Source organism: Dokdonella sp. (genome assembly GCF_051958935.1).
GTDB lineage: Bacteria > Pseudomonadota > Gammaproteobacteria > Xanthomonadales > Rhodanobacteraceae > Dokdonella_A.
Map to the genome: position 1 here is coordinate 1 of NZ_JBQCFP010000202.1, position 24241 is coordinate 24241.

Here is a 24241-nt window from a genome sequence, read left to right on the forward strand (position 1 = left end):
TCGGCCAGGCGCTGGTCGCGCGCCACATGGGCAAGCGCCGCATCATCGCCGAGACGGGCGCGGGCCAGCACGGCGTCGCGACAGCGACCGTATGCGCGCGCTTCGGCCTCGACTGCGTCGTCTACATGGGCGCGACCGACATCGAGCGGCAGAAGATCAACGTCTACCGCATGAAGCTGCTCGGCGCGGAAGTGGTGCCGGTCATGTCGGGTTCGAAGACGCTCAAGGACGCGCTCAACGAAGCGATGCGCGACTGGGTGACGAACGTCGCCGACACGTTCTACATCATCGGTACCGTCGCCGGACCGCATCCGTATCCGAAGATGGTGCGCGACTTCAACGCGGTGGTCGGGCGCGAGGCGCGTGCGCAGATGCTCGAACAGTTCGGGCGCCTGCCCGACGTGATCACCGCCTGCGTCGGCGGCGGCTCGAACGCGATCGGCCTGTTCCACGCCTTCCTCAACGATCGCGACGTGCGCATCGTCGGCGCCGAGGCGGCGGGCGAGGGCATCGCATCGGGACACCACGCCGCATCGCTCGCGGCCGGCAGGCCGGGTGTGCTGCACGGCAACCGCACCTATGTGCTCTGCGACGACGATGGCCAGATCACCGAAACGCATTCGGTCTCGGCCGGCCTCGACTATCCGGGCGTCGGCCCTGAACACGCGTTCCTCAAGGACAGCGGTCGTGCCGATTACGTCGGCGTCACCGACGACGAGGCGCTCGGCGCGTTCCACCAGCTCGCGCGCAGCGAGGGCATCCTCGCCGCGCTCGAGTCGAGCCATGCGATCGCGCAGGCGATCAAGCTTTCACGCGAGCTGCCGCAGGATCGCCTCGTCCTGTGCAACCTGTCCGGGCGCGGCGACAAGGATGTGCACACGATCGCCGCCCGCGAAGGAATAACGCTGTGAGCCGCATCGATGCCCGCTTCGCCGAACTCGCCGCGCGCGGCCGCACCGGGCTCATTCCGTTCTTCACCGCGGGCGATCCGTCACTGGAGGCGGTCGTCCCGGTCATGCACGCGCTGGTCGACGCGGGTGCCGACCTCATCGAACTCGGAGTGCCGTTTTCCGATCCGATGGCGGATGGGCCGGTGATCCAGCACGCCAGCGAACGCGCTCTCGCCAAGGGCGTCGGCCTCGCGCGCATCTTCGACTGGGTGCGCGAGTTCCGCCGGCACGACACCGCCACACCGGTCGTGCTCATGGGCTACATGAACCCGGTCGAGATCCATGGGGCGGCCCGCTTCGGCGCGGACGCGGTCGCAGCCGGCGTCGACGGCGTACTGCTGGTGGACTGCCCGATCGAGGAGATCGCCGCGGCCTCGCCCTTGCGCGACGCGGGTCTCGCCCAGATCTTCCTGGCCGCGCCGACCACCACCGAAGAGCGCCTGGCACGCGTCTGCGCCGCGGCGCAGGGTTTCCTATACTACGTCTCCTTCGCCGGCATCACCGGCGCGGACCGCCTCAGCACGGCCGATGTGGGCGAGCGCGTCGCCGCGATCCGGCGCCGGGCGAGCACGCCGGTCGCAGTCGGCTTCGGCGTGCGTGACGCCGCTTCCGCGGCGGCGATCGGCGAGTTCGCCGACGCCGTCGTGATCGGCAGCGCCCTGGTCGAGCGGCTCGCCGGCGCGGCCGATGCGGACGAGGCTGCCGAACGCGCCCGCGCGTTCCTCGCCCCGATCCGCACCGCCCTCGACACGGTGGGCTGCTTCACTTGAAGAGTCCGGCATGGATGCCGGTTTGATCTTTGCCGTCATGGAGGACGGCTGAGGACAACTATGAACTGGCTGCAAAAATTGGTCGGTCCGCGAGCGCGCTCGTCGACGACCGGAAAAGGCAAGGTGCCCGAAGGCCTGTGGGAGAAGTGCGAGGGCTGCGGTGCCGTGCTGTACAAGCCCGAGCTCGAGGCCGCGTTGATGGTGTGCCCTAAGTGCGGCCATCACCACTCGATCCGCGCGCGCGCGCGCCTGGCTGCGTTCTTCGACGAGGGCAGCACGCAGGAGCTCGACGCCGGCCTCGAACCGACCGATCCGCTCAAGTTCCGCGACTCGAAGAAGTACAAGGATCGCATCATCGCGGCGCAGAAGCAGACCGGCGAGAAGGACGCGCTCGTGTCCATGCGTGGAACGCTCAAGGGCAATCCGCTCGCCGCGTGCGCGTTCGAGTTCTCCTACATGGGCGGCTCGATGGGCTCGGTCGTCGGCGAGAAGTTCACGCGCGCGGCCGAACTCGCGCTCTCCGAGCGCATGCCGCTCGTCTGCTTCTCGGCGACCGGCGGCGCGCGCATGCAGGAAGGCCTGTTCTCGCTGATGCAGATGGCCAAGACCTCGGCTGCGCTCGCGCGCATGCGCGATGCGGGCGTGCCGTTCGTCTCGGTGCTCACCCATCCGACTACCGGCGGCGTGTCGGCGAGCCTCGGCATGCTCGGCGACATCAACGTCGGCGAGCCAAAGGCGCTGATCGGCTTCGCCGGCCCGCGCGTGATCGAGCAGACCGTGCGCGAGACCCTGCCCGAAGGCTTCCAGCGCTCGGAATTCCTGCTTGAACACGGCGCGATCGACCTCATCGTCGACCGCCGCGAGATGCGCGACAAGCTCGCCGCCGTGCTCGCGCTGCTCATGCGCGAGCCGAAAGCGGCCGCCTGAGGGTGCGTCCGGCGCGACCCCTGCGCGCGATGCTGTGCGCACTGATCGCGGGCGCGCCGCTCGTCACCGCGATGGCGGAGCCATTGCTCGCGCCGCGGCGCGTACTGTTCGTCGGCAACAGCCTCGTCTACTACAACGACCTGCCACGCATGACCGCGGCGCTCGCCGCCGCCGGCGACGTCGTGCTCGATACCTCCATGATCGCCGGCGCGGGCACGACGATGCGCGAGCACCTCGATCGCGGCACGATGCAGCAGGAGCTCGCGCGCGCGCACTACGACGCGGTCGTGCTGCAGGATCGCGGCGGGTATCCGCTGTGTGGAGCCGAAGATCGCGAATGCGCCGGTTCCATCGCGGCAATGTGCGAAGCCGCGGCGCTCGTGCGCAAGGCCGGCGCCCGACCGGTCTGGTTCGGAACCTGGCAGGGGGCCGCCGACGCGCAGGCCGCGCTCAGCAAGGCCGGCGCGCGCGCGGCGAAGGACTGCGGCGTGCCGTTCGCCGACGTCGGCGCGGCGATGCAGCGCTTCGTCGTGCGCAGCCGCGTGCGTCCATGGCTCGACGATGGCCATCCCGATACGGCCGGATCCTGGGTCGCCGCGCCGTGCTCGCGCGGGCGATCACGGACAAACGTGCGCATGCGCCCGATCCGTTGCCGGAAACCTGCCGCGTGCGCTGGCAGGACGCACACCCGGACGAGGGCAGCCTCGCTTCGTCGCAAACCGCGCCTGCGCTGGACTGCGCGCCGCCGGCGCGGGCTGTCCGGCGCGGCGCGGTGGACGCGGCGAACCGCTCGCGCTGAGCGCGGCACGCGCGAGCGCACGTCGCAAATAGCATCGCGGCTTCCGCCGCTCCCACGGGAGCGCGCGCCCTGCGTTCTTCCCATGGGAGCGACGGAAGTCGCGATGCACTTGGACGAGGCAGGACGGTAGAGCATCGCGGCTGAAGCCGTTCCCACATCGCCACGACCGTCCGCGTCGGCGATCCGGCGATGTGTACGCAGTGGCTCAGCGCGCCGCGATGTCCGCGCTGCACACGAAGCGGATCGCGTCGAGGCGCGGCGCCGCAGTCGCGAGCGCGTGGCGCAGGTCGTCGAGTTCCTGCGCGATCGCGGCGATCTCGTCCTCGCGTACCGACGGGTTGACCTTGGCGAGCGCGGCGAGGCGGGCGTGTTCCGCGTCCAGCTCGCGCTGTGCGGTGGCGAGCGCGAGGCCGACTTCGGTCGCGGCCAGGCGGCGCGCCTCGGTCTCGCAGGCGGCCAGCATCGGCGGCACGAGCTTGGCGAGCAGCGGGCGATAGCGCGCCGCGTCGACCGGCTGCTCGCGCGCGCGCGCAAGGCTCACCGTGTTCGGCACGTAGTCGGTGCGCGCGGTGAGGCGCGTGTCGACGACCGTGCGCAACGGCAGCCGTGGCAGGAAACGCCCGACGTCGAGCTTGCGGTCCGCGACGCATTCGAGCGCGAACACGCATTCGAGCAGGGCCGTGCGTGGCGGCAGCGCGGCGTCCATGAGGATCGCTGCATTGCCCTGTTCGCTTTCGAGCAGCAGATCGAGCGCGCCGATGACGAGCGGGTGGTCGAGCCGCAGCAGCGGCAGCTCCTCGCGCGCGAGCGCGGTCGCACGATCGAACGTGACCTGTTGCGGCCCGTCCTTGAGGCCCGGGAAACCATCGGTGCTGAGGTATTCCGGGTCGAGCACGACCGTGCGCGCGCCGGTTTCCTCGGCATCGACGCCGAATTGCTCGAACAGCGCGAGGATGAACTCGTCCGCGCCCGTATCGGCGTCCTGCTCGCGCAACGCGTCTGCGAGCGGCAGCTCGCGCGCCTGGCGCTCGGTCGCGAGTTCGAGCAGGCGGTCGCGCCCGGCCTGCACGAGTTCGGACAGTTCTCGATGCGTCGCCGCGGTCTCGCCGATCAGCGCGTCGACCTCGACATCGGGATCCTCGCCGCCGAGCGCATGCCGCTCCGCTTCGGCGAGCAGGCGCGCGCCGAAGCGACGCAGGATCTCGCGCCCGTCCGACGGGCTGCCGTGCAGGGCATCGAGGCCTTCATGGTACCAGCGCAGCAATGCATGCTGTGCGGTACCGTGGAACGCGGCGGCATGGATTTCGATGTCGTGGCGCTGGCCGATGCGGTCGAGGCGGCCGATGCGCTGTTCGAGCAGATCCGGGTCTAGCGGCAGGTCCCACAGCACGAGGTGGTGGGCGAACTGGAAGTTACGGCCTTCCGAACCGATCTCCGAACACAGCAGTACGCGCGCGCCGTCGCTCTCGGCGAAGAATGCCGCATTGCGATCGCGCTGCAGGATGCTCATGCCTTCGTGGAAGCGGGCCACCTTGGCGCTGCTGCGCGTGCGCAAGGCGTCCTCGAGCGCGAGCACCTTCGCCTGCGTGCGGCAGATCAGCAGCAGCTTGGCCGGCGCGAGACGTTCGATCAGCGCGACGAGCCACGGCAAGCGCGGATCGCCGGCGTAGTCGACCTCGACGGCGGGCGGATGCGCCTGCGCGTCGGCATGGAATTCAGCGAGCAGGCGCTGGCGCGCGCCGTCGTCGAGTTCGGTGCCGTCGAGCACGTCGATGCGTGCGACGCGCCGGGGAAAGCCGCCGATCTGCGCGCGCCGGTTGCGGAACATCACGCGGCCGGTGCCGTGGCGATCGATCAGGGCGTCCAGCAGGCGCGGCGCATTCGCGGCGCGGTCCTCGTCGTAGCGCGCGAGCAGTTGCACCAGTTCCGCGTCCTCGCCGAAGCGGTCGGCGAGTGCGGCGCGCACGTCGTCGTCGAGCGGCATCGCGTCGACCAGCCGTGCGGCGACCGCCGACAACGCGGCATAGCCTTCGGACTCGGCGGTGAAGCTCCCGAGGTCCGTATAGCGCGCGGGATCGAGCAGGCGCAGGCGCGCGAAGTGGCCGCTGCGGCCGAGCTGCTGCGGCGTAGCGGTGAGCAGCACGAGGCCCGGCGCGCGCTCGGCGAGGCGCTCGACCAGCGCATAGGCGGGGCTCGCTGCGTCCGGCGACCACTCGAGGTGGTGCGCTTCGTCGACGACGACGAGGTCCCAGTCGGCGGTGGCGATCTGCGTCGCGCGCCGCGGCGCGCCGGCGAGCCAGTCGACGTCGGCGATCACGCATTGCTCGTCGTCGAACGGATTGCGCGTGCCGTCGGCGACCTCGATCGCCTCGCAGCGCTCCTCGTCGTACAAGGCGAACGGCAGGTTGAAGCGCCGCAGCAGTTCGACAAACCACTGCGCGGTGAGGCTCGGCGGCGCAAGCACGAGCACGCGGGCGACGCGCCCACTCGCGAGGAGGCGCGCGAGCACCATGCCCGCTTCGATCGTCTTGCCGAGGCCGACTTCGTCGGCGAGCAGCGCGCGCGGCGGCCGGCGTTGCGCGACGATCGCGGCGACGCGCAACTGGTGCGCGATGAGGTCGATGCGCGCGCTGGCGAGACCCCATGCCGGCGATCGCATCGCGGCGGCGCGTCGGCGCAGCGCGGCGAGGCGGAAGTCGAAGCGGTCGGGCGCGTCGACGCGCGCCGACAGCAGGCGCTCGTCGGCGCGCGACACGGGCTGCGCGTCGTCGAGTTCGGATTCGGCGAGCGCGCGCGTGCCGTTGTGGTAGGTGAGCAGGCCGCTCGCCTCGCTCACGCGTTCGACCACGAAGTTCTGCTTCTGGCCGCTGACCTTCTGGCCGACGCGGAACTCCGCGCGCGCGAGCGGCGCCGCCTGCTTCGCGTAGTGGCGCAGCACGCCCGCTGTGGCGAACAGCACCTGCACGGTGCGACCGTCGAGGCGCACGACCGTACCGAGGCCCAGTTCGGGCTCGGCGTTGGATATCCAGCGTTGACCGGGGACGAAAGACATGGACGCAGCAGCGGAAAGGGAGTCCGATTATCGCGGTCGCGGCGTGCCAAGCATAGTCTCCGGACGCGGTTTCGGCGGTCCGCATGACGCGGCGCGCCATTGATGTCATGGCGGCGCATGGCGGCGCCGGCAGCGGAATTGCGGCGCTGCAGGTCCCGGCCGATAGCGGCGCACGATCGATTCCAACGAACTGAATCATTGGGGCGCGCCGAGCATGACGATCGCCTGCTCACGCCCGACGACACGGTCGAGTTCTTCACCCTCGTGCTCGAAACGAAGCTGAGCGCGGACGAGAAGAAGGACGTCGGCGCGTTCCGCGCTCCGGCGCGCGCCGGAGCGCGGATGCGTTCAGCGGGCCGGCGTCGAATCGAAGCCGTCGGCGAAGATGAGATCGACGATGGTCGGTGTCGCGTACGCGACGAACACGCCGCTGCCCCACTCGACCTGGCTGTTGCCCTCGGGATACACGCCGGCGACGAAGGCGATGTCGCCATGTGCATTGATCGCGGGGCGGCCGGAGAATACCGGCGAACTGTCGTGCTGGCCGAGTTGCGCGGCGCCGAGGTCGGTCGTGACGACGTCGCCGTTGCCGGCCACGCGCAGCAGCGTTTCGCCGTCACCGAGATAAATCGCCTGGCCTTGCGCATCGCGCGCACGGAACGCGACCCAGCCGGACGCGTTGATCGCGGGCGGGAATGCGTCGAGTTCGAGGATCGTGCCCGCCGGATCCACGGCGGCGATTTCGGTCGTCGTCGTGCCGTCGCTGCGCAGCACGACGCGCCGGTTGTCGGCGGCGCGCGTCGCGACGACTGCGATGGTGCCGTCGTCGGCGAGTGCGAGGCTGTTGTCGAACTTCGAATAGGGCGACGCGACATCGGTCGCCTGGTTCGCGAGCAGGCGCTGCGAGCTGCCGTCGCTCGCGAATGCGCGGATCTCCACCTGGCTGAACTGGTCGGCGGATGTCGCGACCTTCGCCGCGATTGTTCCGGTCGCATTGAACGACGGGGTGTAGAGGTAGGTGTAGGGGCTGCCCGGCGAAACCGCGGCGTCGCCGACATAGATCGCAGTCGTACCACCGAGCCGCGCGGCATAGGCGCGACCGCCGGAGAAACTCGCCTGGAAACCGATGTCGCCGCCCGCGTTCACGCACGGCGACTGGTAGGAATTGGGAATGACGGGCAGGGTATTCACTGCGCCTGCGCTGCCCGCCGACGCGTCGTAGAGATACAGCGCATTGCCCGAACCGCTCGCGGAAATCGTGAATGCGATATCGCCCGCGTCGTTGATGCAGGTGTCGTTGTCGATGAGTGCATCGACGTCGCCGACGTAGACGAGGTGGCCTGCGCCGTGCGCGCCGAGCCAGACGCCGGGGCGGGAAAGCCCGGGATCGACTTCGTCGGGCACGACCTGTACGCGGAACGCGACTTCGGCGTTCGCGTTGATCGACGCGCTGATGCTGTTGAACGAGGAACCGGGTGGCAGGTTCCAGCCTTCATCGTTGACGAGCAGGTTGGTACGCGCCTGCAGCTCGACGGTTTCGTAGGTCGGCAGCGCGGCATGCAGGACGGGTGTGGCGAACAGTGCGGCGACGGCGAGATGGCAAGGCTTCATCGTGGACGACCCCCAGGGCGATGCGCCGGTGGGTGGCGCGTTCGCGACCATAGCGGATCGAATACGAAGAATCCGTTAGATCGACCTGAACACGGCTCGCGTTTTCGATCTGGTCGCGAGGCGCGAGCGGGAGCATCGTTCGTCACGTCTACCCCATCCGGGCGTCATTCCCGCGCACGCCGGAATCCATTTTTCTTTTCGCTTTCTCACAGCTTCAGGAGCAAGAGCACAATGGATTCCCGCTTGCGCGGGAATGACGTCCGCTCGTGCTGTGGCCGCCTGCGCCCATACCTGCGTCTGCTTCCGCGCGGCTTCGGCTGTTGCTGTCGCTGTTGCGCTCTTGCGTCTCGCCGGGGCCTTGCGTCTCGGCGACCGCGCGAAGGACCAGGCCGAAGGGGCGGCGCGGGGATACATCGCCCGCGGTCAGCAAGAGCTGGACTCCGGCCTTTTTGCCGGAATGACGGCGCCTCGGGCTGCACAGGGAAGCGCGCGCGTGTAGCCCAGGGTCGGCCACCCCAAAAAAAACGGCCGCGCTCGCACGCGGCCGTTTTCGACATCGTGGTCAGCCGCGACCCATTACCAGATCTTCACCTGCGTGTCCGCACCGCGCACCATCGCGTCGCCGGCCTTGCACGAGAAGGCCTGGGCGAATGCGGGCATGTTCGACGGCGCGCCGATCGCGCGGTACTTCGCCGGCGCGTGCGGGTCTGCATTGAGCAGCACTTCCTGGCGCTTGGGCAGGATGCTGCCGCGCCAGATGCGCGCGAAGTTGAGGAAGAAGCGCTGCTGCGGCGTGTAGCCGTCGATCTTCTTCGACGCATCGGCCGGGTTCTGCCCGAGCGCCATCTGCAGCGCGTCGTACGCGACGTTGATGCCGCCGAGGTCGGCGATGTTCTCGCCGAGCGTGAGCTGGCCGTTGACGTGCTTGCCCGGCAGCGGCTCGTACGAATCGAACTGCGCGACGAGCTTGGCGGTGCGCGCGTCGAACTTCTCGCGATCCTCCTTCGTCCACCAGTTCGCGTTGTTGCCCTGCGCGTCGAACTGGCTGCCTTCGTCGTCGTAGCCGTGCGTCGCCTCGTGGCCGATCACCGCGCCGATGCCGCCGTAGTTGATCGCGTCGTCGGCGTTGGCGTCGAAGAACGGCGGCTGCAGGATCGCGGCCGGGAAGTTGATCGTGTTGTCGGTCGGGTTGTAGTAGGCGTTGACCGTCTGCGGCGTCATGCCCCACTCGAGGCGATCGGTCGGCTTGCCGACCTTGGCGATCTCGTATTCGTAATTGAACTTGCTCGCGGCGAGCACGTTCGCGTAGTAATCGTCCGCCTTCACCTCGAGGCCGTTCCATTCACGCCACTTGTCCGGATAACCGATCTTCGGCAGGAAGGTCGACCACTTCTCGATCGCCTTTTCCTTGGTCGCATCGCTCATCCAGTCGAGCTTCTCGATGCGCACCTTCAGCGCGGCACTGACGTTGTTGACGAGCTCGAGCGCGCGTTTCTTCGACTCCGCGGGGAACGTCTTGGCGACGTACAGTTCGCCGAGCGCCATGCCCATCGAGTCGTTGATCGTCGACAGCACGCGCTTCCAGCGCGGCTCCTGTTCCTTCTGGCCGTTCAGCGTCTTGTTGTAGAACGCGAAGTTCTCCGCGGCGAACGGCTTGGACAGGAACGGCGACGCGGAATCGATCGCGTGGAAGCGCAGGTAGGTGCGCCACTCGTCGGTCGGCACGTCGACGAGCATCTTGTCGACTTCGGCGAAGAAGCCGGGCTGCGACAGCGAGAAGCCGCTCTGGATGTCGGCATGCTGCGCGGCGAAGAATTTCGTCCACGAGAAGTTCGGGCTCGCCTTGTCGGCCTCGGCGAGCGTGACGAAGTGGTACTGGTTCTCCGGCTTGCGCAGTTCCACCGGCACGAGCGAGGCTTTGGCGAGGCGGGTTTCGAACGCGAGCACCTGCTCGGCCGACTTCTTCGCCGCGTCGGCCTTGTCGCCGGCGAGTTCGAGCACCTTGGCGATGTGGGCCTGGTAGGCCGCGCGCAGTTCCGCGTAGTCCGGCTTGGAGTAGTACTCCGACGTCGGCAGGCCGATGCCGCCCTGCGCGACGTAGGCGATCTGGATCTTCGAATTCTTGAAGTCCGGCGCCGTGAAGATCGCGAACAGGCCGTTCTGGCCACGCGACGAGGAATCGTTGATGTACGCGGCGATGTCGGCCGGCGTCTTCAGCGCGTCGATCTTCGCGATCTCGGGCTTGACCGGCGCGAGGCCCGCCTTTTCGATCGCGCCTTCGGCCATGCCCGAGCGATAGAACCAGCCGATCTTCTGCGTGATCGAACCGGCCTCGGCCTTGTTCGCTCCGAGTGCGGCGGCTTCCACGATGCCGCGCTGCGTCTGCAGGCTGTGCTCGCGCAGCTGGTCGAAGGCGCCCCAGCGCGTGCGGTCGGACGGGATCGGATTGGCGGCGACCCACTTCGCATTGACGAAGCCGTTGAAGTCGGCGCACGGCGCGATCTTCGCGTCGAGTTCGGCGATGTCGAACGAGTGCGCTGCCGATGCGGCGATCGCGGTGGTCGACAGTGCGGCGAAGATCGCCGTCGCGAGGGTGTTGTTGAGCAGCTTGCGCATGTTTCGTTTCTCCAAGGACATTTCGTCGCCGCGACGCCGGTCGCGGCGTTCATTCACCAGATGTCGACGCGGTGCGCGGCGTCCCGCACCATCGGATCGCCGGCCTTGCAGGCGAACGCCTGCGCGAACTCGGCCATGTTGCTGACCGGCCCGTTGACGCGGTATTTCGCCGGAGCGTGTTCGTTGGACTGCACCTGCAACCGCAGCGCCTCCGGGCGTTGCTGCGTGCGCCAGGCCTGCGCGAACGCGAGGAAGAAGCGCTGCGCTCCGGACGAACCGTCGCGAGTCGCGTTGGCCTTGCCGTCGTCGGTGAGCTTCCACGCGTCCCATGCCACCTCGAGGCCGCCGAGGTCGGCTATGTTCTCGCCGAGGGTGAGCTTGCCGTTGACGTGCAATTCGTCGATCGGCACGTAGTCGTCGAATTGCGAGACGAGCTTGCTGGTGCGCGCGACGAAGCGTTCGCGGTCCTGCTTCGTCCACCAGTCGCTGAGGTTGCCCTGCGCGTCGAACTGGCTGCCTTCGTCGTCGAAGCCGTGCAGCATCTCGTGGCCGATGACCGAGCCGATGCCGCCGTAGTTCACCGCGTCGTCCATCTGCGCGTCGAAGTACGGCGGCAGCAGTTGCGCGGCGGGGAACACGATCTCGTTCTGCTGCGGGTCGTAGTACGCATTGACCGTTTGCGGCAGCATGCCCCATTCGCTGCGGTCGACCGGCTTGTCGATCTTCGCGGCGAGTCGCTTCGCCTCGAACGCCGCGGCCGCGCGCACGTTGGCGAAATGGCTGCCGCGGTGGATCGTGAGCGCGGAGTAGTCACGCCAGACGTCGGGGTAACCGACCTTCGGCACGAGCGTGTCGAGCTTGGCGTAGGCGGCCTTCTTCGTCTCCTCTCCCATCCAGTCGAGCCTCGCGAGCCGCGCGCGCAGCGCGACTGCGAGGTTCTTCACGAGCACCTGCGCGCGCTGCTTGGCCTCCGCGGGAAACACCTTGGCGACATAGGTCTCGCCGACGGCGAAGCCGAGCGCGTCGTTGGTGGCGTCGATCGCGCGTTTCCAGAGCGGCTTGAGTTCCTCGGTGCCGCGCAGGGTGCGGCCATGGAAGTCGAAATCGGCATCGACGAAGGACTTGCTCAGCGATGGCGCGGCGAAGTCGACGAGGTGCCAGCGCAGGTACGCCTGCCAGTGGGACACCGGCACCTTGGCCAGCGCGCCGTCCATCGCCGCGAAGAACTTCGGGTGGGGCAGCGAGAAGCGCGTGACGTCGGCGCGGCCGATGTCCTTGTAGAACGCGGTCCAGGAAAAGTGCGGCGTCTGCTTGTCCGCCTGCGCGAGCGTGGCGATGCGATAGTAGCTCTGCGGGTCGCGCATCGCGACGCGGTCGAGCGAGGCGCGCGCGAGCGTCGTCTCGAGATCGACCACCCAGCCGGCTTCGGCCTCGGCGTTCTCGTCGCCGACCAGCGCGAGCATGCGCGCGACGTGCGCACGGTACTTGCCGAGCAGTTCCTTCGATTTCGCGTCGGTGCGCGTGTAGTAGTCGCGATCGGGCAGGCCGAGGCCGCCCTGGATCGCGTAGCCGATCATGCGGTTCGCGTCCTTCATGTCGGACTGCGGGCCGAAATCGAACAGCACCGGAATGCCCTGCGCATGCCAGCTGCGCACGAGCGCGGCGACGTCGGCACCGGTCTTCAGCGCCGCGATGCGCTCGAGGTCGGGCTTGATCGGCGTATGGCCGGCAGCCTCGGCCGCGGCCTCGTCCATTGCCGAGGCGTAGAAGTCGCCGACCTTCTGCTTCGTGCTGCCCGCCACGCCGGGATGGGCGGCCGCATCGTCGAGCACGCCGTGCAGCAGCGCGAGGTTGCGCTCGCGCAGTTCGTCGTCGAGGCTCCAGCGGCTGTACTCGGCCGGGATCGGGTTCGACGCGAGCCAGCCGCCGTTCGCGTGCTGGAAGAAATCACTGCAGGCGGCGGTGGCCGCGTCCATGTTCCGCGCATCGAGGCCGCGCTCGTTGGTATGGGCGTGCGCGCCGGCGGCCAGCCCAAGGACGAGGGCGGCGGCCAGCACGCGGGTCCTGCATGCAGGCATGCGTCGCTCCGGTACGGGGTGGGCGGTGAGGCTAGGACGGTCGCCGCAGGTGGCCTAGTGTCGAAGGTCACTGCGATGTGCGGCGCGCACTTTACAATGGTTTCCGCGGGCCGGGCGGTCCGGGCGGCGGCCCCGGGGCGGCGCGGGACGGTTCCAGGCCGGGCGCCCCACGCGGAGGCGGGGGAGGTCGGCACGGTCGCGGCCCGTGAGGCCGCCATCAGCGCGCTCGCCATCGGCGCGAACAACTCGCCATGGATGGAGGCGCGCCTGCACGCGGTGCGCCACGCCACCGTCCGCGCGACGGACAACCACGGAGTGCGTGGGGAACGAGCGTATCGAACACAGCTCCTTCGTTTCTCCGCGGGCCGCCCTTCAATCTTCCTGCTTCTCTTTCGTGTCTTCGAGTTTCAGGCTCATCGCTTTCCAAGCCCCGGCTCGGCGCGGCCCGCGCGCGCGTGGGCGAGGGCGGCGGCGTCGAGGCGGACGATCGGGTAGAGGCCGACGCGTTGCGTCGCGTACCACGGCGAGCGTTCGTAGAAGAAGGCGAGGCGCGCCTCGGGCGATTTCGCGAACGCCGGGTCGGCGAGCCGTTCGTCGAACGCTTTCTGCAGGGCAGGGTCCTTCGCGAGCATTTCGCGCGCGAGCCGTTCGGTCACGCGCGCGTCGGCGTATTCCTTCTGCTCGAACAGCGCGTCGAGCGTGCCCCAGGCGAGCAGCGAGTCCGATGCACGCGGTTCGAGCAGGTTGACCGCGACGTTCGCGGCAGGCTGGTCGAGTGGCACGATCACCGCGCCGGCGGCGAAATCGTCCTCCGTGCGTTCACTCGCGAGCGTGAAATCCTTCAGCAGGTGGTGGCCCTCGAACGGCCCCTCGGCCCAATGCGGAGAGCCGAGCCGGTAGCGCTCGACCGCCAGGCGCAGCGGCATCGCCGAGCGCTCGGTGCGCAGATGATGCTGGTGCAGCTTGTCGATGACCGTGGTCCAGCCAGCCGGTACGAGGTAGGCGGCCGGTAGCGACACGGTCTGCGTCGGCACGAGGTCGCGGTAGTACGGGATCGTGTACGTCTTCGGCGTATTCGGGTCGTACTGGACCCAGGCATCGCCCGAGATCGGGCTCGCGTCCTGCCGGAACGCATAGCCGTTGAACACGAACGGCACGGACTCCTTGCTCGTTCCGTAGGCGACCGCGAGTTTCGCGTCGGCATCCTTCGCGCGCGCGACGGTTTCGGCGTCGGCCTGCGCGATCGCCTTGCGCAGCGCGGCGCCGTCGCGGTTCACGTGTTCGAGCGTCTCGACGACGAAGTCGTAGGTCGCGCGCACGCGCGTCGCATACGGCTTGAGCATGTGCGTTTCGACCAGCAGCGCGGCCCGGTTGCGCAGCGCGACGTAGCCGGTCGAGTAGCGCGGGCCGGAACCGAAATTGCCGATGCCCTTGGTGACGTCGCGGTGGTCGACGAGGTCGAGGTACGGTGCGGACCGGTGGCGCTTGCGGTCGAAGGCAGGCAGGATCGCGCGTTCGAACGCGTCGTGCTGCCACTGCTGCACGGCCGGGTGCAGCGGCCCCCACTGCTCGGTGTACCAGGTGAGGTCGTACTGGTAGTCGGCGCCGTCGGTGGTATGGATGTCGAGGAACAGGTCGGGCAGCCACGCGTCGAACATCGCGAGCCAGTCGCGCATCTCGGGCGCGTCCGCCTTCATGTAGTCGCGGTTGAGGTTGAGGTTCTGCGCGGTCGCGCGAAACCCCATCGCATCGGGGCCGAGCTGGTTGATGCGGTTGTACGGACCCGAGTTCTCGTGGCCGTCGACGTTGAAGATCGGCAACCAGACGAGGATCGCATGGTCGAGCAGGTGCGGCCGCTTCGCCGCGACGCTGACGTCGCGCAACAGCATGAGCGCCGCATCCTTGCCCTCGATCTCGCCGGCATGGATGCCCGATTGCACCATCACGATCGTCTTGCCCGACGCATGCGCGGCTTCGGGCGTGAACTCGCCGTTCGAGGCGGCGACGACGAGCATGAGGTCGCGTCCTTCCGGCGAAATGCCGAAGCGCGTGAGCCGGATCGATTTGGGCGCAGCGGCGGCAAGCCGCTCGAGCCAGGCATGCGTCTGCGCGTACGTCGGCGTGGTGCGGAATTGCGCGGCTTCGGCCGGAGTCGTCCAGTCGGCCCGCCTCGCGGCGGCGGTGGCCGGCCCCGAGCCGAGCAGGAAGGTGAGCAGCAGGCAGCGGACGGCGATCATGCGGGTTACTCGCATCGAACGATCGCCGGATGGTAATGCATGCCCGCGCGCGTCCGATGCGCGCTCGGACATCGCGTCAGTCGGGGTGCGAGGGGCGCGTGCCGCGCAGTTCGAACGGCAGCGGGTCCGGCCCGACCGCGCCGGCCGAGAGGATGAACGCCATCGCCTGGTCGACGCTCCAGTCCGTCGCGACGAGGCGCTCGAGCGGCACGATCTCGAGGTAGCCGCCGGTGGGATTCGGCGTCGTCGGCACGTACACGGCGGCGAGTTCGGTCCCGCTCGCATCACGGAAGACGCGCGTGACGAAACCGATCGACTTCAGCTCCGGCGACGGGAAGTCGATCAACACGACGCGCTGCGTGCCGCTGGGCTTGTTCTGCAGCATCGCCATGAGCTTCTTCGTGCCGCCGTAGATGCTGTGCGCGACCGGGATGCGCTCGATCACGCGTTCGAACGCGCCGATCAGGCGCTGGCCGACCACGCGGTTGGCGGCGAAGCCGGTCACGTACAGCGCGACCACGGTAACGATGAACGCGAGCAGCGACATCAGCCATTCCTGGTGCAGCCTGCCGAGCGTGTCCGGGAAGGCTTCGAACAACGCGGATACCCACGGCAGGTTGAACTGCGAGAGCAGCGAGAAGATCGACTTGAAGACGATCCACGTCAGCCAGATCGGGATGAAGGTGAGCAGGCCGGTGAGCAGGTAGCGCTGGACGTAGAGCGGTCGCATGACGGAAGCCCGGCGGGTCAGGTCCAAGCGTAACGGATCGGCGCGCGAGGCGCGCCGTGCGGAAGCGTCACTGCGCGGCGTCCGGAGCGGGCAGCTCGCGCACGAGGCGGATGCCGACGTTCGCGTAGCCGATGTCGGCCGGTGCGCTGTCGATGCGATCGAGATTGGACTCTTCGTCGTCGTCGCGCCAGGACAGGCCGCGGAAGCGGTGCTCGCCGCAATCCGCACCGCCGCGCCCGCGGCTGGCGCAGACGTCGACCCATTCGCTGACGTTGCCGGCGAGGTCGTGCAGGCCCGGTGCGCTCGTGCCGAAGCGCCCGACCGGCGCCGTGTGTTCGTAGCCGTCGTCGCAACCGCGCCGTGCTTCGATGTTGGCCGCGCGGCAGCTCTTGCCGCTGCCGGCCGCGCGTGCGGCGGCGAGCCATTCGTTCGAACTCGGCAGGCGGTAGCGCGCGCCCGTGCGCTCGCCGAGCCAACGCGCGTACGCGTTCGCATCCGCCCAGCTCACGCAGACGACCGGGTGGTCGTCGCCCTGTTCGAAGCCTGGACGACGCCAATCGATGCCGCGCGAGGCGACCAGCGCGATGAGGTTCTGCGACGCGCGGCAGCGCGCGGCCGGGCGGCCGGTCGCCTTGGCGAAGGCGGCGTATGCGCCGCGCGTCACCTCGTTGACCGACATCGCGATGGTCGGCGCCGCGCCGCGCGCGGCCGGCATCACGACCATCTCGGGTCCGCCATCGTCACGCACGACGCTGCCTTCCCGCAGCCGTGTGGACGCCTGCTCGAGCGCGCTCGCCAGCGCTTTCGCCTGCGCCGCGTCGACGCGCGCGAGCGCAGGCAGGAGCGGCGCGAGCGCGCGCAGCGCACTCGCATCGAGCGGATCGCGCGCGCGCGCGCGGCGCTGCTCGACCGCGCGGTGCACGGATTCCACGAATGCACCGAAGGCGGAGCCCGCGGCATCGCCCGCGCGCGCAGCGAGGTCGGCCGCCTGCCCCAGGGTGGTCGACGCCTCCGCCGCGTGGTCTGTGGCGATCGCCTTGTCCACCGCCGCGGCGAGGCGATCGAAGATGCGGGCGATGCCCTTGCGGGCGTCTTCCTGCTGCGGCTCCTGCGCGAGCACCGCAAGGTACTCGTCGGCCGCGCTCGCGCCGGCGGGAGCGACGAGTCGGTTGATCGACATGAGGTCGTCGGCCTGCTGCAGGTGGCGGGTGCGCTCCGGCGTCGCCGTCTCGGCGGGCGCTGCGGCGCCTTTCGTGGTGTCGTCACGCGCTGGATCGGCCGTGCGCTGCGGGGCATGCGGCGACAGCGCGAGCATTGCGGCCAGCACCAGGGCCATGAGGCCGGCGAGCGCGAGCGTGCGGCGGCGACGCGGTATCGCGACGACGCGCTCGACGATCGCCTTCCAGTGGCGGCCGAGGCCCTTGGGCGAGAGCGTGCGCATGCGGCGCGCGACGATGTCGAGCGCCGCGATCATTTCCTCGGCGCTCTGGAAGCGCGCGTCCGGATGCTTGGCGAGCGCCTTGTCGATCAGCGGCTGCCAGACGCGTCGCGTCACGGGCAGGCGCGGAACGGGCTTTTCGATGTGGGCGAGAGCGACCGCGAGCGCGTCGCTGCCCTGGAACGGCATCTCGCCAGTGAGCAGTTCGTAACAGACGACGCCGAGGCTGTAGAAGTCCGAGCGGCCGTCGATCGGCTGGCCGCGCGCCTGTTCCGGGCTCATGTAGCCGGACGACCCGATCGTGGCGCCCTCGCGCGTGACGCGCTGCTGCTTGGAGCCGGTGAGCGCGATGCCGAAGTCGGCCAGCATCGGCCGGTCGAGCTTGTCGAACAGCACGTTTTCCGGCTTGACGTCGCGGTGGACGATGCCATGGTCGTGCGCGCAGCCGAGCGCTTCGACCAGCGCGCGCATCACCGCGAGGATGCGCTCGGGATCGTCACGCAGGTTGCGCGTCGAGAGGTCGCCGTTGGAGAGGTACGGCATCGTGTAGTAGATCTGGCCGGTCGAGGTGCGACCGACGTCGTGGATCTGCACGATGTGCGGATGGTCCAGGCGTGCGATCGTGCGCGCCTCGTTCTCGAAGCGCCGCACGAGTTCGTCGCCGGAATGATCGCTCGCGAGCACCTTGATCGCGACCAGGCGCGACAGTGATTCCTGGCTGGCGAGATAGACGGTGGCCATGCCGCCAACACCGAGCCGGCCGATCAGCCGATAGCCCGGAATCGTGAACGGTTGCTTCAGATAGGTCATGGCAATCGCATGGCGTCAGGGACACAATTCTAGCGAACCGGCGGCGGCGCCGTGCAGCACATCGCCGGAAAACGCGGCGGACGCCACACTATCCACGCCGCTACGATCGCCGCGCCGGCGCCGGAATCGCGGTGCCCGGGCGAAAGCCGGCCTGACGTGGACGAACGAGCCGTGATCGACGACGCCCCGCCCGCCCTGGAGAAAAGCACGCGCGCGGCGCCGCTCGCGGTCGCGCTGATGGGCTTGCCCGGCGCCGGCAAGAGTACCGTCGCGCGCGCGCTCGTCGCCGAACTCGGCCTGCGCCGCGTGTGTCGCGACGAGATCCGCGCGGCGATGTTCCCGCAGTGCGACTTCAGCTTCATCGAAAAGCACGCCGCCTACCGCGGCGTGCTGCTCGCGGTGGAGATCAACTGCCTGCTCGGCGCGTCCAGCGTGATCGACGGCATGACGTTTTCGCGACGAGAGGACTACGAACGCCTGTGCGAACTCGCGCGCAAGCATTGCTTCACCGCGATGGCGTTGCTGCTCGACTGCCCGCCCGCGACGGCACGCCGGCGCGTTGCCGAAGCGGCCCTGCGGCGCGCCCACCCGGCGCGCGACCGCAGTCCCGGACTCGTCGACGCGGTGGCCGCGCGATTCGAGGCGCCGCCGGCCGATGCGGTCCTCATCGACGCGACGTTGCCGGCTGCCGACGTGTGCCGGCGTGCGGTGGAGGCCGTGCGCGCCCGCCTGCACGGCGTGCCCGCGTGAGGGCTCAGCCGACCGGAGTCGCGTAGCCGGCGGGCACCGGCGCGGGCGTGAACGCGACCTCGCGCAACGCCTCGTCGGGCAGGGCGTACGCGCTCGCGAGCAGGTCGCCTTCGTGGATGATCTCCGGGAACAGGACCCCGGGCAGCGCCTGCACTGCGAAGATCTCCTGCACGCCGCCGGTGAACTTGAGCAGGGCGACGGTCTTGCCGGTACCGATGTGCACGGCCCACACGCCGCTCTGCCGGTCCTTGTTGTCGTCGGTGATCTCGATGTCGGTGAACGCGTTCGTCTCGCGCAGCTGCGACAAGCCGACGAAGGCGATCGGGCCGAGGAAGTCGAGGCCGCGCGCGAAGCCGGGCACGCTGGCGAAGTCGGTCTTCTCGCCGGTCTTCGGATCGATCGTGACGAGTTTGCCACGGCCCGATTCCAGCACCCACAGGCGATTGTCGTACCAGCGCGGCGAATGCGGCATCGAGAGGCCACGCGCGATGATCCTGTTGCTCGCCATGTCGAACAGCACGCCGCCGTCGCGCTTGTTGACGCGCCATCCCTGCGGCTCGTTCGTCTCGCCCAGCGCGGTGAGGTAGCGTGGACGGCCGTCGCGCATCGCCAGGCCGTTGAGGTGGCAGCGGTCCTCCGGCGCGTAGTGCGTGACGCACGCGGGGCGCCAGCGCGGCACGAAGCTCGACTTCGTGTCGAGCGTGCACAGGCAGGAGAACAGCGTGTTCACGAACCACAGGTCGCCGTGCTTGTCCCAGGCCATCTCGTGGATGTCGATCGCGCCGGTGATGTGCACGCGGCGCGCCATGTACACGGCGTCGTGGCGCGGCGGGTCCTGCAGGCGCTTCGCCACCGCGGGCATGTTGCGGAACTCGGCGATCTCGAGCGCGGTGCCGAGCGCGAGGCGCTGGTTGTCGGCGGCCATGCCCATTGGCCGCACGAAGTTGCGGAAATGCGTGTTGATGCTCGCGCCATCGGGACGCAGGATCACGAGCTTCCCGGCCTGGTAGGTGCTGACGACGAGGCAGCCGCCGAGCTGGCGCAGCAGGTCGGGGAAATTGGTGGTGTGCACGCTGCCGAGCACTTCGGCGACGGTCTTCTCGGGCACAGGTTCGGCGGCAGGCGCCGCGGGCGTGTCGTAGGTCGTCATGGCGGATCGGCGGTTTCGAAGGGTTGCATCGTGCCACACGGAGCGCGTGGCCCGTATGCGTCACGCCTGCGCCGGCGCCTGCTTGAGGCGTGCGCCCTTGAAGTACAGCACGCGCAGGTCGAGGCCGCGGTCGCTGCGGCCGACGTAGACGAAGCGCGGGTTGAACCAGGTCGCCATGCGTCCACGCTCGCGGAAGCGCTCGTTCTCGAGCTCGAGCAGCACGCCGATGCAAGGATAGTCGTGCGCGCGTGCGTACTCTTCCAGCAGCACGCAGGACCGCTTGAGCAGGGACATCACGAGCGGGCTCGCGCGCCAGCGCGCGCCGACGAACGTTCGCCAGTAGTACATCGGTTGCCCGAGCCGCGGCGGCGTCACCGGTACCGCGGTGCAGACCCCGGCGACCTCGCCGTCGCGCGTGCGCGCATGCATGACCACCTGCTTCACGCGCTGGTCCATCGCCGCTTCGTCGTTGAGCGCGCCCTCGGCGCGCCAGAATGCCTTGATCGCGGCCGCATCGTCGGCGCTGACATCGGGCCAGCCGACGACGTAGGTGAACGCGTGGTCTCCGGAGGCGACGGCGGCGCCGTTGTCAGCGAGGGCTTCGATGGTCGTGCTCACGTCGGGCATCCTGCACTGGGGGAAAAGATGATGGCGCAGCCGGGCGCCGATGGCAGCCGCCCCGCCCGAGCGGGGCGGCTGGTGATCGCCGTCGCGTCAGTCGAAGCCGTTCGCGAAGATCGAATCGGGCAGGTCGAACTCGACCGCACCGATGTCCGGGAAAGGCCCGAGGATGCGCGGATGACCGCTTCCGCGCTGGTCGACGACGGCGCCGGACGCATTGTTGCCGACATTGATGGCCGGGCTGCCGTAGTTGAGCATGTGCGTCGAGGTCGGCCCGCCGTTGCTCGCGAGTGCCCTCAACATCGGATCGGTGAGCAGGATCGTTCCGCCTGGCGTCACCATCGACGAGGGGTAGTACACGAGGTTCGCTGCGCCGGTGATCGTGCCACCGCCGCCGATGTCGTCCGCCAACGGACCATCACCGAAATCGACGTAGTTGGACGCGATGATCGTGTTCTGCAGCTCGATCGTATTCGCGTTGGGCACGCGCACGCCGGCACCGTACTTGGTGGACCCGGCACTTTGCGTCGTGTTGAACGCGATCGTCGAATCCTTGAACGACGAGTTCTCGTTCCAGACGGATACGCCGGCGCCGCCCGTGCAGGTAGAGGCATTGCCCGACACGGTGCTGCTGTAGATCGACGCGGGCTGCGTCACGCCGGAGCCCGCGACGAAGTACAAGCCGGCCGCGCGACACGCGTTGTTGCCGGAAATGGTCGAGTTGCCGATGGCGGTGTTGCCGGTGAAATAACCGCCGGCGCCCCACAGCGCGCCGCTGTTGCCGGTGATGTTGCTGTACTTGACCCCCGCGGCCTGCCCCGGAGTGCCGGCGACGCCCTCGTCGCGCACGGAGCCGACCTGCACGCCAGCGCCGCTGGGAATGTGCGGCGCCGCGACGGTGTTGCTGGATATGGAGCTTCTGAACATGAAGAACTGGCCCGGCGTGTAGACGCCGCCGCCGCGCGCCTGGAATGCGGAGGAGTGCGCCGCGCTCGAGGTGACGAGGCTGTAATTCATGACGACCGAGTTGGCCGCGTAGACCGCGCCACCGTGGACCGCATTGTCGACATCGTTCGACCCGGTGTCGCAGTACTTGGCCCAGGCGTGGTCCATCGAGACCGAACCCGACGAGAAGATGCAACCGCCGCCGGCGTTGCCGATGTCGCCATCGTTCAGGTACTTCTTGCCGTGCGTGACCATCATGTCATTGACGGTCAGCGTGCCGGAGCCGATGTGCCACAGCGCGCGGTCCGCATCGTTGCCGCTCAGTTCGAGCGACAGCAGGCCCGGACCCTGCAAGGTGAGATTGTTCACGGCGACGGCGATCGCGCCGCTGGTCAGCGTGATCGTGCTGCAGGCGAGCGACGTCATGTCGATCGTGTCGCCGTCATTCGCGGCATTCACCGCATCGCGCAAGCTGCCCGCGCCCGAATCGTTGCAGTTGGTGACCGGAATGTTCGCCGCCGGAACCGCCGGTGGGGTTCGATTCGCCCCTTGGACGGTGTTCATGACCATGTCGCGCTCGGCGCCCGACAAGACCGGCGGCAGTGCGGCAGTGGCGTGTGCCCCCATCGGACTCGGCGGCGGCACGTTGGCGTGTACGGTGGAACAGAAGAGTGTGCTGGTTCCGAGAGCGAGCGCCGTGGCGAGGCAACTGGCGAGCACGTTCGGGCGCGGCGCATCGGCCGCACGCTGTCTGACACGTTTCATTTGAAAGTCTCCCTGCTGATGAACGACCTTGTTCTGCCCTCCGCTAGGGCGTTGCGCGGCAATCCCGGTGCTCCGGCCGCGCACGAAAAGTGTAGCGTGTCTCACGATTTGTGAAGTGATTCACAGTGTCGCCGGGTGATTGTCCTGTCCGCACAGGCCGGCTCTGGAAGCCCGACACGTTTCGTGCCAAGCCGTGGGCGTGCATCGGCACGCTCATCGAGGATCCTAGGGCCGAGCCTCCCCGGTTGCTGCGGCGGAGTCGGCAGCGCGCGTCGGGCGCCGGTCACAGCTTTCCTGTGACGCGGTTCACGAAACAAGCCGGTTCGGCTCAGGCGGCGGGCTTGAGCCGCACGTAGAGCTGCTTGCGCACGCGGGAGACGACCTCGCCGGTGGCCGTTTGGACGGTGGTATCGCACCAGCGCAGGTACTTGGCGCCGCCCGCCGTCGCGCCGCGGATCTCCTCGAGCAAGGCATCGTCGACGCGAAATTCAGCGTACACGCTCTCGCGTCCCGGCGCGACGAATTCGATCTCGGCCGCCTTGTCCCAGACGATGTACTCGCGCCCCAGGCTGCGCATCACGAGGATCATCCAGAACGGATCGGTCATCGCGAACAGACTGCCGCCGAACTGCGTGCCGACCGCGTTGCGGTTGTACCACCCGAGGCGCAACGCGACGCGCGCGCTGCGCCAGTCCGCGCCGATGTCGAGCACGCGGATTCCCGCGAACAGGAACGGCGGCCACAGATTCATGCCGAGCCGCAGCGCGCGCGGCGTCATCGTCGTCGGTTTCATGCGGGCGGTCGTCCTGAAGGGGCTTGAACGATTGAACCACCAAACACGCGAAAAGATTGAAACACGAAGGACACGAAGGAAACACAGCCAAAGCTCGAGGCAGGGCGCACACGAAGCACATGGGAGCACACTGAGGAAAAAGAACCGCCGATGATCAGCATTTTTTCGGTGTGCTCCGTGTCTCAATCTCCTCTGATCTCTTCTTCGTGTGCTTCGTTCAATCCCTGCTTCTCTCAACTCGGCTCCGCGTTCCTTGCCGCGAGCACCCCCGCGTCGTAGTATCCGCGCCGCATCCCGTCCCGTGGGGCTGCCGTAAGCGTTCACGTCAATCAACGCGCCAACGTCTCCGGTGTTGCCGGATTCATCGTGGCTCCGCCTCAAGGCGGACACGAGGCGCCTTTGCTTGACCGGAAAATCCACAAGGACATCCATGAACGCTGCTTCCCCTCCGCCGGCCGTGCCGGTTTCGTTCGCCGCGTTGCGGCATCGCGGTTTCCGCGCGTACTTCCTGCTGTCGGCCCTCGCGATGATGGCCGACAACATCGAGCACGTGATCAGCTACTGGGTCATCCACGAGCGATTCGATTCGCCCGCGCTCGGCGGCTTCGCGGTCGTTTCGCACTGGCTGCCATTCCTGCTGCGGTCGGTGTATTCGGGCGCGCTCGCCGATCGCGTCGATCCGCGTCGCATGATCCAGCTCGGCATGGCGCTGTTCGCGGGCGTGTCGGTCGCCTGGGGCGTGCTGTTCGTGACCGGCGCGCTCGAGATCTGGCATGCAGCCGCACTGCTCGTCGTGCACGGCATGGCGGGCGTGTTGTGGGGGCCGCCATCGCAGTTGCTGCTGCACGACATCGTCGGGCGCGACCACCTGCAGAGCGCGGTGCGGCTCTACGCGACCGCGCGCCAGCTCGGCATGCTCATGGGCCCCGGTATCGGCGGCGCCCTGCTGCTCTGGCTCGGACCCGAGCGCGGCATCCTCGTCAACGCGCTGCTCTACCTGCCGTTCATCGCGTGGCTCGCGGTCGCGCCGTACGGGCCGAAGTTCCGCACCGCGGGCGCTGCGGTCGCGACGCGCGCGGTGCGCACGCTCGGCGACATCGGCCGTGCGCTGCGCGAGATATCGCACCATCGCGTGATCCTCGCGATGACCCTGCTGGCCGGGCTCGCCTCGCTGTTCGTCGGCAATGCCTACCAGGCGC

General features: G+C 68.7%; 18 protein-coding genes. 7 read left to right on the top strand and 11 right to left on the bottom strand.

What is annotated here, in order from left to right; genetic code table 11:
• From trpB to ACTHK2_RS19360, 4 genes are all read left to right on the top strand, one after another.
• Window positions 1-911 (top strand): tryptophan synthase subunit beta (gene trpB, locus ACTHK2_RS19345; protein WP_440247372.1); only part of this gene is annotated, 911 nt, incomplete at its 5' end.
• Window positions 908-1720 carry a tryptophan synthase subunit alpha gene (trpA, locus tag ACTHK2_RS19350; RefSeq protein WP_440247373.1) on the top strand — a complete coding sequence of 271 codons (813 nt, stop codon included), beginning with the start codon at window positions 908-910 and terminating at the stop codon, window positions 1718-1720. The genes trpB and trpA, both read left to right, overlap by 4 nt.
• Before the next feature lie 60 nt (window positions 1721-1780).
• Entirely contained in the window at window positions 1781-2647 is an 867-nt protein-coding gene (gene accD, locus ACTHK2_RS19355) for an acetyl-CoA carboxylase, carboxyltransferase subunit beta (protein ID WP_440247374.1), read from the top strand.
• A 29-nt stretch (window positions 2648-2676) separates the two neighbouring features.
• Window positions 2677-3576, top strand: coding sequence for a hypothetical protein (locus ACTHK2_RS19360; RefSeq protein ID WP_440247375.1), 900 nt, complete (start codon window positions 2677-2679; stop codon window positions 3574-3576).
• A 75-nt stretch (window positions 3577-3651) separates the two neighbouring features.
• On the opposite strand, the gene rapA is transcribed toward ACTHK2_RS19360, so the two are convergent.
• The 7 genes from rapA to ACTHK2_RS19395 all read right to left on the bottom strand — a co-directional run bounded on the left by rapA (window position 3652) and on the right by ACTHK2_RS19395 (window position 18018).
• Entirely contained in the window at window positions 3652-6498 is a 2847-nt protein-coding gene (rapA, locus tag ACTHK2_RS19365) for an RNA polymerase-associated protein RapA (protein WP_440247376.1), read from the bottom strand.
• 348 nt (window positions 6499-6846) lie between these two features.
• Window positions 6847-8109, bottom strand: a complete 1263-nt coding sequence (locus tag ACTHK2_RS19370) for a choice-of-anchor tandem repeat NxxGxxAF-containing protein (RefSeq protein WP_440247377.1) — start codon at window positions 8107-8109, stop codon at window positions 6847-6849.
• Window positions 8110-8685: 576 nt separating this feature from the next.
• On the bottom strand, window positions 8686-10725 hold the full coding sequence (locus tag ACTHK2_RS19375) for a M13 family metallopeptidase (protein ID WP_440247378.1): 2040 nt from the start codon (window positions 10723-10725) through the stop codon (window positions 8686-8688).
• Window positions 10726-10778: 53 nt separating this feature from the next.
• The gene (locus ACTHK2_RS19380; protein WP_440247379.1) at window positions 10779-12803 is read right to left on the bottom strand and encodes a M13 family metallopeptidase; all 2025 of its coding nucleotides are present in this window, start codon (window positions 12801-12803) and stop codon (window positions 10779-10781) included.
• Window positions 12804-13216: 413 nt separating this feature from the next.
• Window positions 13217-15040, bottom strand: a complete 1824-nt coding sequence (locus ACTHK2_RS19385) for a M14 family metallopeptidase (protein ID WP_440247380.1) — start codon at window positions 15038-15040, stop codon at window positions 13217-13219.
• A 76-nt stretch (window positions 15041-15116) separates the two neighbouring features.
• On the bottom strand, window positions 15117-15770 hold the full coding sequence (locus ACTHK2_RS19390) for a DUF502 domain-containing protein (protein WP_440247381.1): 654 nt from the start codon (window positions 15768-15770) through the stop codon (window positions 15117-15119).
• A gap of 67 nt (window positions 15771-15837) precedes the next feature.
• Window positions 15838-18018, bottom strand: coding sequence for a bifunctional serine/threonine-protein kinase/formylglycine-generating enzyme family protein (locus ACTHK2_RS19395; protein ID WP_440247382.1), 2181 nt, complete (start codon window positions 18016-18018; stop codon window positions 15838-15840).
• Between the two features lie 171 nt (window positions 18019-18189).
• Between ACTHK2_RS19395 and ACTHK2_RS19400 the strand changes: the two genes are divergently transcribed.
• The gene (locus ACTHK2_RS19400; protein ID WP_440247383.1) at window positions 18190-18768 is read left to right on the top strand and encodes an AAA family ATPase; all 579 of its coding nucleotides are present in this window, start codon (window positions 18190-18192) and stop codon (window positions 18766-18768) included.
• A gap of 4 nt (window positions 18769-18772) precedes the next feature.
• On the opposite strand, the gene ACTHK2_RS19405 is transcribed toward ACTHK2_RS19400, so the two are convergent.
• From ACTHK2_RS19405 to ACTHK2_RS19415, 3 genes are all read right to left on the bottom strand, one after another.
• Window positions 18773-19918: a TIGR03032 family protein gene (locus ACTHK2_RS19405; protein WP_440247384.1), complete on the bottom strand. Its 1146-nt coding sequence runs from the start codon at window positions 19916-19918 to the stop codon at window positions 18773-18775.
• Window positions 19919-19978: 60 nt separating this feature from the next.
• Window positions 19979-20536, bottom strand: a complete 558-nt coding sequence (locus ACTHK2_RS19410; protein WP_440247385.1) for a hypothetical protein — start codon at window positions 20534-20536, stop codon at window positions 19979-19981.
• Between the two features lie 96 nt (window positions 20537-20632).
• Window positions 20633-21910 (bottom strand): choice-of-anchor Q domain-containing protein, encoded by a 1278-nt coding sequence (locus tag ACTHK2_RS19415; protein WP_440247386.1) that lies wholly within the window; start codon window positions 21908-21910, stop codon window positions 20633-20635.
• Here ACTHK2_RS19415 and ACTHK2_RS19420 point away from each other — a divergent pair.
• Window positions 21909-22253, top strand: a complete 345-nt coding sequence (locus ACTHK2_RS19420; RefSeq protein WP_440247387.1) for a hypothetical protein — start codon at window positions 21909-21911, stop codon at window positions 22251-22253. The genes ACTHK2_RS19415 and ACTHK2_RS19420 overlap by 2 nt on opposite strands.
• A 324-nt stretch (window positions 22254-22577) precedes the next feature.
• On the opposite strand, the gene ACTHK2_RS19425 is transcribed toward ACTHK2_RS19420, so the two are convergent.
• Entirely contained in the window at window positions 22578-23027 is a 450-nt protein-coding gene (locus ACTHK2_RS19425) for a DUF4442 domain-containing protein (RefSeq protein ID WP_440247389.1), read from the bottom strand.
• 445 nt (window positions 23028-23472) lie between these two features.
• Here ACTHK2_RS19425 and ACTHK2_RS19430 point away from each other — a divergent pair.
• On the top strand, window positions 23473-24241 hold a 769-nt coding region (locus tag ACTHK2_RS19430), incomplete at its 3' end, for an MFS transporter (RefSeq protein ID WP_440247388.1).